Annotated in this window: 11 protein-coding genes; 10 read left to right on the top strand and 1 reads right to left on the bottom strand. The window is 42.0% G+C overall.

Going from position 1 to position 14783, the window contains the following annotated elements; all coding sequences use genetic code 11:
- The first annotated feature begins 66 nt into the window (after window positions 1–66).
- Both SNE26_RS08885 and SNE26_RS08880 read left to right on the top strand, forming a co-directional pair.
- Window positions 67–543, top strand: coding sequence for a hypothetical protein (locus SNE26_RS08885; protein ID WP_321559000.1), 477 nt, complete (start codon window positions 67–69; stop codon window positions 541–543).
- Between the two features lie 150 nt (window positions 544–693).
- Complete coding sequence (locus SNE26_RS08880; protein WP_321558999.1) at window positions 694–2901, top strand: bifunctional alpha,alpha-trehalose-phosphate synthase (UDP-forming)/trehalose-phosphatase; 2208 nt, start codon at window positions 694–696, stop codon at window positions 2899–2901.
- Window positions 2902–3241: 340 nt separating this feature from the next.
- On the opposite strand, the gene SNE26_RS08875 is transcribed toward SNE26_RS08880, so the two are convergent.
- Window positions 3242–5026: a glycoside hydrolase family 15 protein gene (locus tag SNE26_RS08875; RefSeq protein WP_321558998.1), complete on the bottom strand. Its 1785-nt coding sequence runs from the start codon at window positions 5024–5026 to the stop codon at window positions 3242–3244.
- A 145-nt stretch (window positions 5027–5171) separates the two neighbouring features.
- Between SNE26_RS08875 and SNE26_RS08870 the strand changes: the two genes are divergently transcribed.
- The 8 genes from SNE26_RS08870 to SNE26_RS08835 all read left to right on the top strand — a co-directional run bounded on the left by SNE26_RS08870 (window position 5172) and on the right by SNE26_RS08835 (window position 14316).
- On the top strand, window positions 5172–5807 hold the full coding sequence (locus tag SNE26_RS08870; protein WP_112657241.1) for a peroxiredoxin: 636 nt from the start codon (window positions 5172–5174) through the stop codon (window positions 5805–5807).
- A 138-nt stretch (window positions 5808–5945) separates the two neighbouring features.
- Window positions 5946–6143, top strand: a complete 198-nt coding sequence (locus SNE26_RS08865) for a cold-shock protein (protein WP_090525558.1) — start codon at window positions 5946–5948, stop codon at window positions 6141–6143.
- Between the two features lie 125 nt (window positions 6144–6268).
- Window positions 6269–7501 (top strand): MFS transporter, encoded by a 1233-nt coding sequence (locus SNE26_RS08860; protein ID WP_321558997.1) that lies wholly within the window; start codon window positions 6269–6271, stop codon window positions 7499–7501.
- A 276-nt stretch (window positions 7502–7777) separates the two neighbouring features.
- A complete protein-coding gene (gene hemF / locus SNE26_RS08855) occupies window positions 7778–8692 on the top strand; it encodes an oxygen-dependent coproporphyrinogen oxidase (RefSeq protein ID WP_321558996.1) in 915 nt (304 codons plus the stop codon).
- Between the two features lie 85 nt (window positions 8693–8777).
- Window positions 8778–9176, top strand: coding sequence for a hypothetical protein (locus tag SNE26_RS08850; protein WP_321558995.1), 399 nt, complete (start codon window positions 8778–8780; stop codon window positions 9174–9176).
- 160 nt (window positions 9177–9336) lie between these two features.
- On the top strand, window positions 9337–11925 hold the full coding sequence (gyrA, locus tag SNE26_RS08845; protein WP_321558994.1) for a DNA gyrase subunit A: 2589 nt from the start codon (window positions 9337–9339) through the stop codon (window positions 11923–11925).
- 5 nt (window positions 11926–11930) lie between these two features.
- The gene (locus SNE26_RS08840) at window positions 11931–13049 is read left to right on the top strand and encodes a hypothetical protein (protein ID WP_321558993.1); all 1119 of its coding nucleotides are present in this window, start codon (window positions 11931–11933) and stop codon (window positions 13047–13049) included.
- A gap of 4 nt (window positions 13050–13053) precedes the next feature.
- On the top strand, window positions 13054–14316 hold the full coding sequence (locus SNE26_RS08835; protein WP_321558992.1) for a hypothetical protein: 1263 nt from the start codon (window positions 13054–13056) through the stop codon (window positions 14314–14316).
- Window positions 14317–14783: the final 467 nt, after the last annotated feature.

Genomic DNA, 14783 nt, shown 5'->3' with positions numbered 1-14783 from the left:
TCAACAAAATTTTAAATATTGATAAGTATATTATACTTTTGTTATGGATTTAAAATTTAAACGAACATGAAAAAGATATTTTTAACAATAGCAACTGCTGCATTATTTACTGTAAACGCTTTCGCTGATGGCGGCAAAAAATCAGATGGTGGTACCAACGTTTCTTACGTAGCATTACACGGCTTTACTGCTGACTTTGCTGAAGCTACTAACGTTAACTGGACTGTAACCAAAAACGTTCAAAAAGCTACTTTTACTGTTGATGGCGTTCAAAAAACAGCTTTCTACAATCTTCAAGGTGAGTTTTTAGGTACAACTCAACGTGTTGACAACAAAGCTATTCCAGCTAAAGCCCTTAAACAAATCAACACTGAATACAAAGGTTACGAAGTAGGCGAGGTTATCGTTTACCAGGCTAACACTTCAATCAATGACGCTATCGAGCCAACTTCATATTTTGTTGACTTGAAAAACGACAAACACGAAGTTTTAGTAAGGATCACTCAACAAGCTAACATCGAGTTTTTCCAACAAGTAAAATAATCCCGAAAAATTATAACAATGGAAAGCCGTCCCGAATATCAGGACGGCTTTTTTTATGATTATAAATCACACTTTTATGTCATAAAGCCTCATTTCATAAAACAAAAACGTTGTTTTCGCCTTTTAAATATTAATTAATATTTACTTCATATGTCGAAAACAATAATTGTATCAAACCGTTTGCCTGTTAAAATTTCCAAAACTGATGGTGCATACCATTCATCACCAAGCGAGGGAGGATTAGCTACCGGTTTAGGTTCAATATATAAACAGGGCGATAACGTATGGATAGGCTGGCCCGGAATAGAAGTTGCTGAGCAGGAAGATAAAGACCAGGTTACAAAAGAATTAAAAGAGTTAAGCCTGATCCCTGTTTTTTTAGATCAGGAAGAGATCAACCAATACTACGAAGGTTTTAGTAACGAGGTTTTATGGCCCGTATTTCATTACTACGCTTCAACTTATGCTGCATACAAACAATCAAACTGGGATTACTATAAAGCGGTAAACAAAAAGTTCAGGGATATGATCCTGAGCATTGCCGAACCCGGGGATGTGATCTGGATCCATGATTATCAGTTACTGTTACTGCCTCAGTTGGTTAGGCAGGAGATGCCGGATGTTTCAATCGGCTTTTTCCTGCATATTCCTTTCCCTTCAAATGAAATGTTCAGGTTAATCCCCTGGCGTTCGGAACTGTTGGATGGAATGCTGGGCGCCGATCTGATTGGTTTACACACCTTTGATGATGTGCGCCACTTTTTAGGTGCGGCCACACGCTTACTTCCGGTATCATCCAACGCCAACGTGATTAGTAATGGCGAGCGTTCGGTTGTTATTGAGTCATTCCCGATGGGTATCGATGAAAAAAGGTATTCCTCATTACCACTGCAGGACGATGTAAAACAGCAGATCGAACTTATTAAAGAGAATTTTCAGAACAAAAAACTGATCCTTTCTATAGACAGGCTTGATTACAGCAAGGGGATCCTGCAAAGGCTGGAGGCTTTTGAGCTCCTGCTTGAACAATGCCCGGAATGCATTGAGCACATTACGCTTTATATGATCGTGGTTCCTTCACGTGATACGGTGCCGCAATATGCACACCTCCGTGATGAAATAGATAAAAAGGTAGGCAAGATCAATGCGCTGTACCGTACTATGGACTGGAGCCCTGTGCATTATTATTACCGCTCATTCCCCATCGAAACCCTGTCGGCACTCTACTATTCGGCCGATGTTTGTTTGGTTACACCCATGCGCGATGGCATGAACCTGGTAAGTAAAGAGTATGTAGCCAGCCGGATAAATAATGATGGCGTATTGATTATGAGCGAAATGGCAGGATCATCTAAAGAACTTATAGATGCCATAATTGTCAACCCTAATAACACCGGGGAAGTTTGCCGGGCCATTTTACAGGCCATCAATATGCCGCTTGAAGAACAACGCCGGCGCATGATCCCGATGAGGCAGCTTGTTGCAAAATTCAATACATCGCACTGGGTTAAAATTTTTATGGACAGGCTGAGGGAAGTAAAACTCATGCAGCGCTCCATGCAGGCCAGGCACGTAAGCAACACTACCGAACAAAGCATTATTAACCGTTATATTAAAACTAAAAAGCGGATCATCTTTTTGGATTATGACGGTACGCTGGTAAGTTTCAAATCAAACATCGACCAGGCCAGCCCGGATAAAGAGCTTTATAATATCATCAATAAACTCGCAGAAGACCCTGCAAATCAATTGGTTTTAATAAGCGGCCGCAAGCATGAAAACCTTGACAGCTGGTTTAATGGTAACGATATCTATCTTATTGCCGAACATGGTTCGTGGTTTAAGCAACCCGGGACTACCTGGCATAAAATAGCGGGGCTTAGCGATCAGTGGAAACATGATATTTATCCTATACTGGAAACTTATGTAGACCGTACGCCGGGTTCTTTTATTGAAGAGAAAACATATTCACTTGTTTGGCACTACCGTAAAGCCCAGGCTGGCCTTGGTGAACTAAGGGCCAACGAGTTAATGAACAACCTTAAATATCTTGCAAGTGATAAAGGATTACAATTGCTGCCAGGGGATAAGGTGCTGGAAGTGAAGAATATGGATATCAACAAAGGTAAGGCCGCTTTAACACTTACCGAAGGCCGGGACTATGATTTCATTATAGCATTCGGCGATGACTATACCGACGAAGATATTTTTAAAGCCCTGCCCGAAAGTGCTATAACCATTAAAGTTGGCAGCAATCTTTCGGCAGCTAAGTTTTACCTGCGCAACCCATTGGAGGTTAGGAAATTGCTTACCAGTTTTGCTAAGTATACACCGGTAGAAGAGGGGACGCAGGTTTAGTGTTCAATAAGGATATCGTTAGTATTCGGAAGAAATAAAAAAGCGTGGGGTTGTGCGATTCCCGCCCTTGGGAGGGTGCAGGGAGGGGTTTCACCAATAGGGTTATTCGTTTGAAATGATGTATAACCCCTCCCTGCAACTACACAACTCCGCCGTTGTTGGTGTTGTCACCAACAATTCTGTGCTCAAATTTCATTGGTGTATTTGTAAAATGTAATTATTGAAAAAGTTGTTGATGACAACACCAACAATGGCGCAGAGGGGGGACGGGGCGGCCGGGAAACGATCCGTGCGGACACGGATCGGGGGGATTCCCCGTATCCGTGTCCGCACAGGCGCTCTACAAAAATATCGGCCTGTCCAATTTCATGGCAATCCGGTAGGCTGCATTCATCAACCCTACATGGCTGTAAGCCTGCGGGAAATTGCCCCATTGGCTGCCATCCCGCTCGTCAACATCTTCGCTAAAGAGCAACAGGTGATTGGAGTATTGCAACAGGTTGCCAAACTCACGCTGGGCATCATCCAAACGGCCAACGGCAGCCAGCGCTTCTACATACCAGAATGCACAGATCAGGAAAGTAGTTTTAGGCTTGCCAAAATCGTCGGTGTATAAATACCTGTAAAATAATCCATTAGGGGTTTTTAACTCTTTCTCTAATGCAACTAAATGATCCTTTGCTTTCTGCGAATTTGGATCAAGATAGTTCATCATAATCAGTTGTAAAGTGCTGGCGTCAAGGTTACTGCTCCCGGCCGAGTTGGTGTAAACTTTGCGCACCGGGTCATAGCAGCTTTCAATATGCGCGGCGGCACGTTCTTTGAGAGCAATAGCCTTATCAATCAGCTCCTGATTTTGGATAGTGCGCGCCATTTTTTCGGCGGCAGATGCGCCGGCCCATTGAAACAGGTTGCTGTAACAATGAATATTGGCCATATTCCTGAACTCCCAAATGCCGGCATCTTTTTCGTCGATGGTATGCTCAATCTTACTCAACAGAAACGCTATCCAGTGAACCGAATCTTTTCGTTCCGAAAAAACAAAGCGATGATCGGTATACAGTGGGAGCAGGGAGATCAATACCTGGCCATAAATGTCATTCTGAATGTGTTCGGATGCCTGGTTTCCAACCCGCACCGGCTGGTTGCCCATATAGCCTGCTAAATCAGTTAAAATATTCTCTACAAGGTCTTTTTTACCGGTAATGCCATAAAGCGGCTGGTAGCGTTCCATTTCAGAGAAAGTAATATCGGTAACATAACCGAAATACTTTTCCATCTCCTCAAAATGGCCAATGTGGTTTAGCGCGGTTATTACGTAATAAGTATCGCGCAGCCAGCAATAACGATAATCCCAGTTACGGCCGCTCCCCGGCGATTCGGGCAGGCTCGTGGTGCTTGCGGCTATAATAGCACCGGTATCCTCATACTGGTGTATTTTAAGGGCCAAAGCAGAGCGGATTACAAAGGGCTGAAAATAAGTAGCAATTGATGAGTGTTTGATCCATGTACGCCAGTATTGCACGGTTTCGGCCAAAAACCGATCAGATGTGCTGATGAGCGGCGCTTCAAGCGGTTCGCCGTAGGTCATGGCCAGGTATTTGGTTTCGTTGAGCACAAAAGCCTGCCCGTCAAAAACATAACTTATAGGGATATTGGTGGTAAGGCGAATACTTTCTTCGCCGCCAAGGTATTGGATATGATTGCTGCCACGGTTTACACTCAATTTAACAGCGCCGTATTCCGACACGGGCGTGCATCTGACAATGATGCGCGGTGAGCCCTCAATAACCTCAATCTTCCTGATCAGCATCAATGGTTTATAGTAACGCTGATGCTGGTAAAACCTTGGTGCAAAATCGGTTATGCGGTATTTGCCACCACTTGCCGGGCTTATTTCAGTAATTAAAATATTGGTATTTTCCAGATAATGTTGTTGAGAAGTATATCCCCCTTCCGGGCGGATCGAGAATTCGCCACCCTTATCTTTATCGAGCAGGCCGCCAAAAATAAAGGTGCTGTCAAACCGTGGCCAGCAAAGCCAGTCAACATTGGTGTTTTTATTAATATGGGCTAAAAAGGCGCAATTGCCAATTATCCCGGTATCATAGGTGTGTTTGCTCATAGATAGCTGTTATTAATTTCAAACTTCAACAACACAGCGTTTGTAATGTTGGCGTAAATAATATGATTATTTAAAGTTTGTTTGTATTTGTTTATGAATGTATAGTAACTTAGTCGTATTAAGTAACCACAAAAAATCTATTATTATGAGTTTAAGACTGGGCGATAAAGCGCCAAACTTCAAAGCAAAAACATCAGAAGGCGAAATTGATTTCTACGAATATTTAGGCGATAGCTGGGGCGTATTATTCTCGCATCCAGGAGATTATACACCTGTTTGCACCACCGAGCTTGGCAAAACAGCTGCTTTAAAAGATGAGTTCACCAAACGCAACGTTAAAGTACTGGCACTTAGCGTTGATTCGGTAGAATCGCACCACGGCTGGATCCAGGACATTAACGAAACCCAGGGTGTTGAAGTTAACTTCCCGATCATTGCCGATGAAGACCGCAAAATTTCTGAAGCTTATGACATGATCCACCCAAATGCTTCGGTGAACGCAACAGTGCGCTCATTGTTTATTATTGGCCCTGATAAAACGGTTAAGCTCATCATCACTTATCCTGCATCAACCGGCCGTAACTTCCAGGAGATTTTAAGGGTTATTGATTCATTGCAGTTAACCGCTAATTACAGTGTTGCCACACCGGCCGACTGGAAGGAAGGAGAGGACGTTGTGGTGGTGCCTGCAATTAAAACTGAAGATATCCCTGCCAAATTTCCAAAGGGTTTTACAGCTGTTAAGCCCTATTTGCGCCTGACACCACAACCAAATAAATAATTTTATTTGGTTTATTAATAATTTTATATATTTGAGGGAAGCTGGATATCTATTCCTTCTGAACCAATAAGCCTATTTTGTTTTCAGTTTGGTTTTAGTTGATCTTAACACGAATTTTTTAATACGATTATTATAATTATGAAAACTGGAAAAGTAAAATGGTTTAACACACAAAAAGGTTATGGCTTTATTATTACCGAAGAGGGTAAGGATCTTTTTGTACACTTTAAAGACGTGCAAGGCGGTGTAAATGCTATTAAGGATAATGACAGCGTCACGTACGATGTAGAAGAAGGAAGAAAAGGATTACAGGCAGTAAACGTTAAAAAAGCATAAAACATATAAAATTATTGAGCAAAACTTACTTACAAACCTCTGTAACAACAGGGGTTTTTTTGTGCCGATTTTTTTGCTTTTATCTGCATAAATCTCCTACATTAGCCAACCAATTTTTATAGTGTATGACCGATGCCACCAACGCCAAAGCCACAAGGAATGCTGTATTCTTAGTACTTGTTGCTTCCCTGGGTTATTTTGTTGATATATATGACCTTTTGGTTTTTTCGATTGTACGGATCCCCAGTCTCAGGGATATTGGCTTAAACGCACAGGAAATAACTGATAAGGGCCAGTTTATCATCAGCATCCAGATGTTTGGATTATTGCTTGGGGGGATTGTTTGGGGTATTATAGGCGATAAACTGGGGCGTATTAAAGTGCTTTTTGGTTCTATATTACTTTACTCCATTGCCAATTTTGCCAACGGACTGGTTCATGATGTAAATACTTACGCTCTTGTGCGGTTTATTGCAGGTCTTGGCCTGGCGGGTGAACTTGGTGCGGGCATTACTTTGGTTAGCGAAACATTAAGCAAGGAAAACCGTGGATACGGAACCATGATGGTTGCTGTTATTGGTTTATTTGGCGCTACAGCTGCTTATGCAGTAGCTAAGTTTGGCTGGCGTAATGCTTATTTTGTAGGTGGTGGCTTAGGTATATTATTGCTGTTGCTTCGTATTGGCACCTTTGAATCGGGTATGTTTAAAAATGTAGAGAAGAGCGACGTATCCAAAGGCAATATGCTCATGTTGTTTACTAATTGGGAGCGCTTAAAAAAATACCTGTTTTGCATCCTGATAGGCGCACCGCTGTGGTATGTAGTAGGTGTACTGATCAGTTTTTCGGATAAGTTTGGAGCCGCGTTAGGTGCCAAAACGCTGATTAAACCCGGTGACGGTATTTTTTACAGCTATATTGGCATTGCCATTGGCGACATTGTTGCCGGCTTGCTGGCCCAGGTTACCAAATCGCGAAAACTAACGATGGCTGTATTTTTAATACTTTCATTGGTAAGTGTGCATTTTTATTTAAGTGATAACGGCATCACGCCCGAGCGCTTTGCGGTATTAAGCTTTTTTATGGGTTGCACTGTAGGTTATTGGGCAACTTTTGTTACGATAGCATCCGAGCAGTTTGGTACCAATATCCGCTCAACAGTTACTACTACAGTGCCCAATTTTGTACGTGGTTCATTGATCCCGATAACTATAGCTTTCAACGCCTTTAACATCAAATATGGTTATATTAAATCTGGATATATCATGATGGGCATACTTACCGCAATAGCGCTATTGTCTCTAAGTCAGTTGAAGGAAACTTTTGGTAAGGATTTGAATTACGTGGAAATAAGCTAATAGCAGGTGTTCAACTTTTGAAAAACAGGTGTTCAAAAATGTTCCGTTTTATGTAAAGCCAAAAACACAAGTATTGATTATCAGCTACTTGAGTTTTTTACATTAAAATCATGAACATATAAAACACTGATTATCAGTCTGTTTGTTTTTATCGGGTGTTCACACCTAAAAAAGTTGAACACTTTCCATTATCGTTTGTTTGATATAAGCAGCGTGGGATTCGACGTTAAAAAGGTCGTCCCCGGCAATTCCCAAAATTCATTACTTTTACGGCCTATGATCAGCAAAGAACAAATAGCCGAAGATTATAAGCAAATACAGGATGAGATCTGTGCCGCACTTGAACAGTTGGATGGCGCCGCAAAATTTGAGGAGGAACTTTGGGAGCGCGAGGGTGGAGGCGGAGGCCGCACCCGGGTTATCCAGAATGGCAGCATTCTTGAAAAGGGCGGGGTTAATTTCTCGGCGGTTCACGGTCATTTGCCCGATACCATGAAGCGGGCGCTGCAGGTTGAGCAGGATGATTTTTTTGCTACCGGTGTATCTATCGTGATCCATCCCAACCACCCGCTGGTGCCAATCATCCACATGAACATCCGTTACTTCGAAATGCCATCAACTATGGGCGAGAGCCAGAAACCGGTCCGCTGGTTTGGCGGAGGCATTGATTTAACCCCTCACTATGTAATTGAAGAAGATGCCCGCTTTTTTCATGGAGGTTTAAAAGCGGCCTGTGATCAATACTATGCCGATTTTTATCCCCGCTTCAAAAAATGGGCCGATGATTATTTTTACATTAAACACCGCAATGAAACCCGAGGCATAGGCGGTATATTTTATGACAGGCTCACTGCCAATGATGAGTTGAGCTGGGAAGACATTTTTGAATTTTCAAAATCGGTCGGCCGCTCTTTTGCGCCACTCTATACCGAGCTGGTTAACCGCAACCGCGATAAAACATTTACAGAAGCCCAGCAGCTTTTCCAATACCAACGCCGCAGTCGTTACGCCGAATTTAACCTGGTTTATGATGCAGGTACCAAGTTCGGACTGGAAACCAACGGCCGCATCGAATCGATTTTAATGAGCCTGCCGCCTACGGCCAAATGGGTTTATGACTATCACCCGGTGGCTGGCAGCGAAGAGGAAAAAACACTATCTTTACTAAAAAAAGGTATTAACTGGGTATAAGGTTAAGCTTAAAGCAGAATGCTCAAAGCTAAGTAAAGGGGAAAAAAAGCTTTCTGCTTTGGGCCTTTAGCTAAAAATATCACCAATGAAAAAATCTATTTTGCCGGTTATCGGTATTTTGCTGTTATATGCTTTCCGTTTTGATGATAGTCCGCTGAAAGGCGTCTGGGAGTATCGCGGCGGTATAATAAACGGCAAGCTCGATGCTGCTCCTACAGCTTATAAACTACAACGGGATTACGACAACGAGCATTACAAAGCGAAAGTGATAGAGGAGGGGGAGAAAACCCAGGTATATGAAAAAGGCGATTACCAGTTAAAAGCTGATACCTGCTTTGAAACCCAAACGTATTGTATGCAGGAGTCGAAACTGCTTAACAAAACCATCAAATACAACTATACAATCAGTAACGATACACTTAAACTGCTTTCGGTTTTGCCTAATGGCAACAAGGTTGAAGATTACTGGGTAAAGGTGAAATAAACCTGTATTAAGTAACAAAATTGTTGTACCCGGGGCAATATGTGCCGCGCTTTATTGTTACTAAGTTGGCGCAATCCCAAGTATTTTTTTAACTTCGCAGGTCGTTGAAAAATCAATTTTAACACGCAATTATAAGAGAAGGTTCTACAAATAATTAAAAATGGCTGAAGGAACAGAAAACGATAATTCACACGCAGAAGACAGGATAATTTCGATAAATATTGATGAGGAAATGCGATCGGCGTACATTGACTATTCAATGTCGGTGATTGTTTCCAGGGCGCTGCCCGATGTCCGCGATGGACTGAAACCCGTACACAGGCGCGTACTTTACGGTATGCTTGACCTGGGTTTAACAAACAACAAACCCTATAAAAAATCTGCCCGTATTGTGGGTGAGGTAATGGGTAAATATCACCCCCACGGTGATAAATCGGTATATGATACCATGGTACGTATGGCGCAGGAGTGGAGTTTGCGCTACCTGTTGGTTGAAGGCCAGGGTAACTACGGTTCTGTTGATGGCGACGAACCTGCGGCAATGCGTTATACGGAAGCACGTTTGCAAAAGCTTGCTGAAGAAATGCTTGCCGATATCAACAAAGACACCATTGATTTTCAATTAAACTTTGACGACTCGCTGCAGGAGCCAACTGTATTGCCATCTAAATTTCCTAACTTGCTGGTTAACGGGGCTTCGGGTATCGCGGTAGGTATGGCTACCAATATGGCGCCGCACAACCTTTCGGAAGTTATTGATGCTACCATGGCATTAATTGATAACCGCCAGATAGAGGTTGCCGAGTTGATGAAATATGTAAAAGGCCCCGATTTTCCTACAGGCGGTATTATTTACGGCTACGATGGCCCGCGCGAAGCGCTGGAAACCGGCCGCGGCCGGGTTGTAATCCGTGCACGTGCAGAGATCGAAACACATAACGGCGAGCGCGAACGCATCGTTGTTAGCGAAATACCTTACCAGGTAAACAAAGCGTTAATGATTGAGCGTACTGCCGAACTGGTTAACGAAAAGAAACTGGAAGGCATCTCGGCCATTCGTGACGAATCCAGCCGCGAAGGGATCCGTATCGTATACGAGATCAAACGCGACGCCAATGCAGCTATCGTATTAAATAACCTGTTTAAATATACAGCGCTTCAAACTTCGTTCAGCGTAAATAACATCGCCTTGGTTAATGGCCGGCCCATGTTGCTTAACTTAAAGGACCTGATCCATCATTTTGTTGAGCACCGCCATGAGGTTGTTGTACGCCGTACCAAATTTGAGCTTAACGAAGCTGAAAAGCGCGCGCATATCCTTGAAGGCTTATTGATCGCTTTAGATCACCTTGATGAGGTGATCCGCCTCATCCGTGCATCACAAACACCTGATGAGGCAAGGGAAGGCTTAATGACCAGCTTTGGTTTAACTGATATCCAGGCACGTGCTATCCTCGATATGACCTTAAGAAGGTTAACAGGACTTGAACGCGATAAGATCAAAGACGAATATGCCGCTTTAATGAAACTCATCGAACACTTAAAAAATATCCTGAGCGACGAAGGTTTAAGGATGCAGATCATTAAGGATGAGTTACTGGAAGTTAAGGAGAAATATGGCGATGAGCGCCGCACCGAAATGGTTCACTCATCGGCAGAAATGCAAACTGAAGACTTTATTGAGGATGAGGATGTAGTAATCACGATCTCGCGTGAAGGCTATATCAAGCGTACCCCGCTTACCGAGTACCGCAGACAGAGCAGAGGTGGTAAGGGGGCTATTGGCAGCAACAGCCGTGATGCGGACTTTATTGAGCACCTGCTTATAGCTTCGAACCACAACTACATGTTGTTCTTTACCGAATCAGGACAATGCTTCTGGCTCAGGGTATTTGAAATACCGGAAGGTACGCGTACCTCAAAAGGCCGTGCAATCCAGAATATCATCAATATTCCGAAAGAAGAGAATATCAAGGCATATATTAAACTGATTTCGCTTAAAGATCAGAACTACCTTGAAAACAACTTCATCATCATGTGTACCAAGAAGGGTACCATCAAGAAAACTTCGCTCGAGGCTTACTCGCGTCCGCGCTCAAACGGTATCAACGCTATCAATATTAACGAAGGCGATTCATTACTTGAAGCAAGCTTAACCAGCGGCAGCAGCGAAATTGTTATGGCCCTTAAATCAGGCCGCGCTATCCGTTTCAATGAATCAACGGTAAGGCCAATGGGACGTACCGCTACCGGTGTTCGTGGTATTACCCTTGACGGTGAGAACGATGAAGTAGTTGGCATGATTGCTATTGATGATGCTGAAACAACTGTACTGGTAGTATCAGAAAAAGGATACGGCAAACGTACCGACATTGAAGATTATCGTGTTACGAACCGTGGTGGTAAAGGTGTAAAAACATTGAATATTACTGAAAAAACCGGAAACCTTGTTGCCATAAAAGGTGTTACAGATAAAGAAGACCTGATGATCATTAACAAGTCAGGTATTATTATCCGTATAGCTGTAAGCGAATTAAGGGTAATGGGCCGCGCCACACAGGGTGTAAGGCTAATAACGCTTAAAAACAATGATGAGATAGCTTCAGTAGCCAAAATTGAGCACGACGAGGATGAAGTAAAAGAGGGTGATGAAAATGCTGAAGGCTCTGATACCGCTGCCGAAAATACGGGTGACGGTGATACAGCTGAAAATGGTGCAGAACCATCAACTGACGATACAACAGAATAACAAATATGCACTACCGCAAGATCATTTTATCGGTTTTAATTACAAGCTTTACTACAACTTTTGCCTTCGCACAAAAAGAAGCGCTGAAGGTTGTAGTAAATAACCTGGCATTTTATAAACAGAAAAACGACCTGAAGTATTTGGCCGCAGCCAAAAAATCTGCAGATAGTTTGATCATTACCAAGTCGGACACGGCTGATATTGAGAAAAACCTGTACAGGGCTATTGTAAATTCAAGCATCCTGTATATTGATTCTTTAAACAAACTCGGGATGCCTGCGGATATGCTTGACAAAACAACCAAACTGGTTGATCGGCTATCGGGTATGAGCAAAATTTTTAAGTATCAGTCCGAACTTGATTATACCAGGCGCTGCCTGGCAAACGTTTATATCCGAAAGGGGTTTGATGCAGTAAATAATTCAGATTTCGCCAATGCAAGGACTTCGTTTGAAAACGCGAAAAAGTATGCACCGGGAATGAACCAGATTAATACTTATATCGCTTTCGCGAACAATAAAGCCGGTAATTTGCAGGATGCCGCTGTGTATTATAGCAATATGCTCAAGGTTGACAGTGCACGTACTGAATATATTGAAACGGCATCAAATATCTACAAATCATTAGGGGATACGGCCAAGGCTTTGCAGATTCTCCAAAAAGGGCGAAAAATTTTGCCTAATGACAGATTTTTATTGCTTGATGAAGCCAATATTTATAACAATAAAAAAAATTACAAGGCCTTAGAGCCTCTAATTGGCCCCTTGCTTGATATTAATGCAAATAACGCCGACATTGCATTTGTTGCAGCTAATTGTTACGATCATTTAGATAAATTTGACCAGGCCGAATCTCTTTACTTACACGCCATTGAACTAAGCGGAACAAACTTTGATCCGGTATTTAATTTAGGGTTATTATATTTAAAACAAAGCACAACTTCAAAAGGGGAGAGGAGCATTCAGGACCTCGGACGGGCTATACAATGGCTTGAAAAGGCGAATGAAATTTCACCCAATAATGTGAATAGCTTGCAGGCCCTGCAGTTGGCATATGCAAAAACCAATAACCAGGATCAGTTAGACAAAATAAACAATAAACTAAAACAGTTAACCAATCAATAATATCATGAAAATCAAACTTTTGATGGCAGGCCTGTTAGGCTTGGTTTCAGCAACAGCTTTTGCACAAAAAGGTGAGTTAAATACCGCGAAAGAAGAATATGAAAAATATTCGGGCTTAAGGGGTCAGCCGGCAATGGCAGCAATGGCAGGCAAAAGCCTTACTACTGCAAAAGAATCAATTGACAAAGCTTCAGCCAATGAAAAAACTGCTACTTTACCGCTTACATACGCTGTAAAAGGTTCAATTTATTCAGCGTTAGCTGTTCAGGATACTGTACCTGCTACTTCATTACCATTGTTTACCACAGCCGATGAAGCCTTGAAAAAAGCGAAAGAAGCTGATACCAAAGGCGAAAACAAAAAAATGATTGATGAGGCATACTTAAACCTGGCTCAATATCAGTTAACTAAAGGTGTAAAAGAATATTCAGCCGGCAAATACGATCTTGCTTACAAATCATTTGACTTTTACCGCACCGTATTGCCCGAAGATACCAACGCCATTTATTATACCGGCCTTGCAGCAGCAAACGGAAAAAATTACCCGGCAGCAATTTCGAACTACAGCAAACTGGTAACCACAAAATATTCAAAAAATGCCGGGGTTTACCTTGATCTTTCTTCATTGTACCTTGCCAGTAAAGACACCGCGGGTGCACTTAAGGCAGTATCTGAAGGCGTAGCTAAATATCCTGCAAGCAGTGAGTTGCGTAAACGCGAAATTGAAATTAGTTTGCAAACAGGAAAAGAGAAAGAAGTTACCGATAAGATCCAGGCAGCTTTAGCAAATGACCCTAAAAACAAAACTTTATATTACTATGCAGGGTTAACTTATTCACAAACAGCCGATAACTATGCAAAAGAGGCGGGAGCAGCTAAAGATGCTGCTACAAAAGCAAAACTACAGGCATCAAAAGCCGAAGCTTATGTTAAAGCTGGTGAAATGTATAAAAAAGCTTTAGAAATTGATCCGAATTATTTTGAAGCTAATTTAAACTATGGCTACGTAATACTTAACCCGGCTATCGACGCGTACAACGCTGCTAATAAATTGCCGGCTAACAAACAAAAAGAATATGATGCTGCCATTGCCAAAGCTAAAGCTCAGTTTGAACAAGCTAAACCATATTTGGTAAAAGCTGTTGAACTTCAGCCAAAATCAATTGATGCGCTGCAAAATCTAAGAACTTATTACTTAGGTGTTAAAGATGACGCAAATGCTTCAAAATTGAAAGCCCAAATCGATGCATTGCCGGCCAATCAATAATTAGATAATACAATATAAAAAGAGGGGCCTTGAAAAAAGGCCTTTCTCTTTATATTGCTACTTAACATAATGTTAATTATGAGAATTATTTATAGCGTAATTTTCAAATGTTGATGTCCCGGATATTTACTTAAACCTATGCCGGATTGCACGAATGCACACCTGATATTTACAGCCATTCACATGAGTGTAAACTAAATGAAAAGTAGTTTACAATTTCGGAGTCAATAAAATACATCGGGCTGCTATTGGATGTGAAATAAATATATTTGACATAGCAAAATTGCTGTATTAGCCGACTCGGAATTATTGATTTTTTGATCGAAACTCATTGGAAATTAAAAGCTATTTGACACAATAGACTTTTTCGATTAAATAGATAATGTGAGTCATATGGCGAAGCATTGCGCGATATCCAAAATGGATGCCTGGTTGGTATTTTATTAAAATGCTAAACCAGGCATCCA

It is taken from the genome of Mucilaginibacter sp. cycad4 (genome assembly GCF_034263275.1).
Lineage (GTDB): Bacteria > Bacteroidota > Bacteroidia > Sphingobacteriales > Sphingobacteriaceae > Mucilaginibacter.
Note: the sequence above shows the minus strand (reverse complement) of the source record. Positions and strands in the feature narration are given on the sequence as shown.

Excerpts from the sequence above, each read along its gene's own strand:
- SNE26_RS08870 (WP_112657241.1), top strand. The coding sequence starts at position 5,172 with ATGAGTTTAAGACTGGGCGATAAAGCGCCAAACTTCAAAGCAAAAACA.
- SNE26_RS08880 (WP_321558999.1), top strand. The coding sequence starts at position 694 with ATGTCGAAAACAATAATTGTATCAAACCGTTTGCCTGTTAAAATTTCC.
- SNE26_RS08860 (WP_321558997.1), top strand. The coding sequence starts at position 6,269 with ATGACCGATGCCACCAACGCCAAAGCCACAAGGAATGCTGTATTCTTA.
- SNE26_RS08865 (WP_090525558.1), top strand. The coding sequence starts at position 5,946 with ATGAAAACTGGAAAAGTAAAATGGTTTAACACACAAAAAGGTTATGGC.
- SNE26_RS08840 (WP_321558993.1), top strand. The coding sequence starts at position 11,931 with ATGCACTACCGCAAGATCATTTTATCGGTTTTAATTACAAGCTTTACT.
- gyrA (WP_321558994.1), top strand. The coding sequence starts at position 9,337 with ATGGCTGAAGGAACAGAAAACGATAATTCACACGCAGAAGACAGGATA.
- SNE26_RS08835 (WP_321558992.1), top strand. The coding sequence starts at position 13,054 with ATGAAAATCAAACTTTTGATGGCAGGCCTGTTAGGCTTGGTTTCAGCA.
- SNE26_RS08885 (WP_321559000.1), top strand. The coding sequence starts at position 67 with ATGAAAAAGATATTTTTAACAATAGCAACTGCTGCATTATTTACTGTA.
- SNE26_RS08850 (WP_321558995.1), top strand. The coding sequence starts at position 8,778 with ATGAAAAAATCTATTTTGCCGGTTATCGGTATTTTGCTGTTATATGCT.
- hemF (WP_321558996.1), top strand. The coding sequence starts at position 7,778 with ATGATCAGCAAAGAACAAATAGCCGAAGATTATAAGCAAATACAGGAT.
- SNE26_RS08875 (WP_321558998.1), bottom strand. The coding sequence starts at position 5,026 with ATGAGCAAACACACCTATGATACCGGGATAATTGGCAATTGCGCCTTT.